This is a genomic window from Saccharomonospora halophila 8 (genome assembly GCF_000383775.1).
Classification (GTDB): domain Bacteria; phylum Actinomycetota; class Actinomycetes; order Mycobacteriales; family Pseudonocardiaceae; genus Saccharomonospora; species Saccharomonospora halophila.
The window spans coordinates 15,176-18,631 of the sequence record NZ_KB912543.1 but is presented as its reverse complement, the minus strand read 5'-3'; the positions used below and the strand labels follow the sequence as shown (position 1 = coordinate 18,631).

General features: G+C 72.5%; 4 protein-coding genes. 1 reads left to right on the top strand and 3 read right to left on the bottom strand.

From position 1 onward, the window contains the following. Positions 1–160: 160 nt before the first annotated feature. Positions 161–1,123: a 16S rRNA (cytosine(1402)-N(4))-methyltransferase RsmH gene (gene rsmH, locus SACHA_RS0110670; RefSeq protein ID WP_019809558.1), complete on the bottom strand. Its 963-nt coding sequence runs from the start codon at positions 1,121–1,123 to the stop codon at positions 161–163. A 143-nt stretch (positions 1,124–1,266) separates the two neighbouring features. Beyond that, a complete protein-coding gene (mraZ, locus tag SACHA_RS0110665; protein WP_019809555.1) occupies positions 1,267–1,698 on the bottom strand; it encodes a division/cell wall cluster transcriptional repressor MraZ in 432 nt (143 codons plus the stop codon). Between the two features lie 532 nt (positions 1,699–2,230). On the opposite strand from mraZ, the gene SACHA_RS0110660 reads away from it, so the two are divergent. Then, positions 2,231–3,295: an AAA family ATPase gene (locus SACHA_RS0110660; protein ID WP_019809553.1), complete on the top strand. Its 1,065-nt coding sequence runs from the start codon at positions 2,231–2,233 to the stop codon at positions 3,293–3,295. Here SACHA_RS0110660 and SACHA_RS26435 read toward each other — a convergent pair. Next, positions 3,201–3,437 carry a GGDEF domain-containing protein gene (locus SACHA_RS26435; RefSeq protein WP_269634175.1) on the bottom strand — a complete coding sequence of 79 codons (237 nt, stop codon included), beginning with the start codon at positions 3,435–3,437 and terminating at the stop codon, positions 3,201–3,203. The genes SACHA_RS0110660 and SACHA_RS26435 overlap by 95 nt on opposite strands. Positions 3,438–3,456: the final 19 nt, after the last annotated feature.

The following is a 3,456-nucleotide window of genomic DNA, read 5'->3' as shown; positions in this document are numbered from 1 at the left end:
GAGGGCGCCCCGGTCCGCCGGGCACCCGTCCCGTTCCCGCCGCCCGCCGTACGGGTCCGGGTTCCGGTTCCCGAGGTCGCCGCGGCGGACTCGCGCGTGGCGGAACGTCCGCGAGCCTTCCGCCGGTCCGTGGAGGTCCCGCGGTCGCGGGCCGGTGCGGTCATCGCTCTCGGACTCCCCTCTTCTCCGCCGCCCGCAGCCGTACCGAGGCGGCCCGCGGGTTGTGCCGGATCTCGGCGTCGTCCGCCTTCTCCGCACCCCGGGTCAGCAGGCGCACCCGGGGACCGTGCCCGGGCAGTTCCACCGGCAGGTCCTGCGGCGTGCTGGAGGCCGCGGCCGCGGCGAGGGCGCGCTTGACGATGCGGTCCTCCAGCGAGTGGTAGGACTCGACGACGATCCGCCCGCCCTCCGCCAGGGCGTCGATCGCGGCCGGGACGGCCGCCCGCAGGATGTCCAGTTCGCCGTTCACCTCGATGCGCAACGCCTGGAACGTACGTTTGGCGGGGTGCCCGCCGGTGCGCTTGCTCGCCGCGGGCACCGTGTCGTGCAGCAGCCGCACGAGGCGCTCGCTGGAGTCGAACGGCGCCCGTTCCCGCTCGGCGACCACCGCCCTGGCGATCCGGTGGGCGAACCGCTCCTCGCCGTACTCCCGCAGGATCCGGGTCAGCTCGGCCGCGGGGTAGGTGTTGAGCACCTCGGCGGCCGTGATCCCGGCCGTCGGGTCCATCCGCATGTCGAGCGGCGCGTCCCGGGAATAGGCGAACCCACGCTCGGGGAGGTCGAGCTGCATGGACGACACGCCGAGGTCCATGAGGATCCCGTCCACCGCCGGCAGGCCCAGCTCGTCGAGTACCGTGCCGATCCGGTCGTAGGTGGTGTGGACGTACCGCACCCGGTCGCCGAACCCGGCCAACCGCCGCCGCGCGTGGTCGAGCGCACCGGTGTCCCGGTCGAACCCGATCAGCCGCAGGTCCGGGTGCGCGGTCAACAGCGCCTCGGCGTGTCCGCCGAGACCGAGCGTGGTGTCGACCACCGTGGCCGCACCGCCCGCGAGGACGGGAGCGAACAGGGCGAGCACCCGGTCCCGCAGGACAGGCTGGTGCGCTGCCTCGTCGCCGCTCACGGCGCCCCCTCTCACCCGACTCTCCACGTCGCCGACGTCGCCCCTGTTCGACGCCGGGAGCCGGATGCCGTCAGGTTGCGGACCTGATACCGGGGAAGGTGCATCAGGGCCGCAGCCTCACGTCATCCGACGCCGTGTCCGCGTCAGAAGATGCCCGGCAGGATCTCCTCCTGCGCCTTCGCGTAACTGTCCTCGTGCTCCTCCAGGTAGGTCTCCCACGCCCCGGAGTCCCAGATCTCCAACCGGGTGATCGCGCCGATCACGACGCAGTCCCGGTGGAGTCCGGCGTACCGGCGCAACTCGGGGGCGATCGCGATCCGCCCCTGCGCGTCCGGCCGCTGCTCGTCGGTCCCGGCGAACAGGTAGCGCTGGTAGGCCCGCACCGACTCGTTGGTGAACGGCGCCTCGGCGACCTTCCGCGCCATCTGCTCGAACTCGGCGCGGTCGAACACGTACAGGCAGTGGTCCTGTCCCTTGGTGATCATGAGCCCACCTGCCAGCGCGTCACGGAACTTCGCAGGCAGCGTGAGCCGCCCCTTGTCGTCCAGCTTGGGAGTGTGGGTGCCGAGAAACACCGGCCTCCACCTCCCCTACCGACCAACGCCGGGACCCCGCGGCCCCCTCCGAGATCGGCTCCGGGGCATCACGTCCGCCCCACTGGTCACCACGGTACCCCACTTTCCACCACAGTCAACGCCGAAACGGCCCGTTCAGGGCGTTTCCGGCCGTGTTTTCGCAGGTCACTGCGGTGGTGTGCGGGTGGGGGGTCGTGGCGGGTTCGCTACCCCGGGTGACACCGATCCGGTCATCCGGAGCGACCCGGCGTCGCGAAACGGCGCTCCGCGTGTCGGCCCGGACACTGCGCGTCGTAGGGTGGTGACCCACCCGTGGTGGACATCGGGGAGATCACCTGACCGGGGAGGCACGGTCTGTGAGACGCTGAGCACACCGGCCCGCCGCGTCGTGATCGTCGGGGTCGGCCCATCGGGTGCGCCGGTCTTTGACACACTGCCCGTCAGGTCGGTCCGGCGGGCGGGGCCGGCCCGGTCGACCAGAACAGCCCGGGGCCGTCGCGCCCACCGCGGGGCCCTCTGCACAGGAGGTCGTGTGACGTCGGAAGCGCAGTCCACCGCCACCGCCCCGCCGGACGGGGAACCGGCGGCCACCGGACCGTCCCACCCCACCACCGGGGCCGGGCCGCACGCCCCCGGCCCCGGTGGAGGTCTCGACCAACTGCACGAGACCGTCCGCCGGATCGCGGACAACATCGAACGCGTGCTGGTGGGCAAACCCGACGTCGTGCGGATCGCGCTCGTGACGCTGCTGGCCGAGGGGCACCTGCTGGTCGAGGACGTCCCGGGGGTCGGCAAGACCTCGTTGGCCAAGGCGCTCGCCCGGTCGATCGACTGCACGGTCAGCCGGGTCCAGTTCACCCCCGACCTGCTGCCGAGCGACGTCACCGGCGTCTCCGTCTACAACAGGCAGCGCGCCGAGTTCGAGTTCCGCCCCGGCCCGGTGTTCGCGAACATCGTGGTGGGCGACGAGATCAACCGGGCGTCCCCGAAGACCCAGTCCGCCCTGCTGGAGTGCATGGAGGAGCAGCAGGTCACCGTCGAGTCCACGACGTACCGGCTCGGCGCGCCGTTCATGGTGATCGCCACGCAGAACCCGGTGGAGATGGAGGGCACCTACGCGCTGCCCGAGGCCCAGCGGGACCGGTTCACGGCCCGACTGTCCCTCGGGTACCCGGATCCGCAGGCCGAACTGGCCATGGTGGACGAACACGCCGGGCACGACCCCCTCGGGCACCTCGAACCGGTCTCCGACGGCGGGACCGTCCGGCAACTGGTCGAGACCGTGCGTGCCGTCCACGTCGCCACCGAGGTGCGCCGGTACGCCGTCGACCTGGTCACCGCGACGCGCGAGATGCCGGAGGTCCGGCTGGGCGCGTCACCACGGGCCACACTGCACCTGATCCGCGCCTCCCGCGCGCAGGCCGCGCTGGCCGGCCGGGAGTTCGTGATCCCCGACGACCTGCACGCCATCGCGGTCCCGGTGCTGGCGCACCGGCTGGTCCTCACCACGGAGGCCCACGCGGCGCGGCGGTCGGCCACCGACGTGGGTAGTCGTCGGCACGACGACAAGCCCGGTCGGTGGTGCTGCAGGGGATGAGTACGGCGAACTCGTCACCGTGCAGCCGCACCGGCAACTCCCCACCGACCGCGCAGCGGCGGAGCCGGGTGGCGACCTCGACGAGGACGCGGTCACCGAAGCGATGCCCGTGGGTGTCGTTAAGCGCCTTGAAGCCGTTCATGTCGCCGAGCGCGACGGCG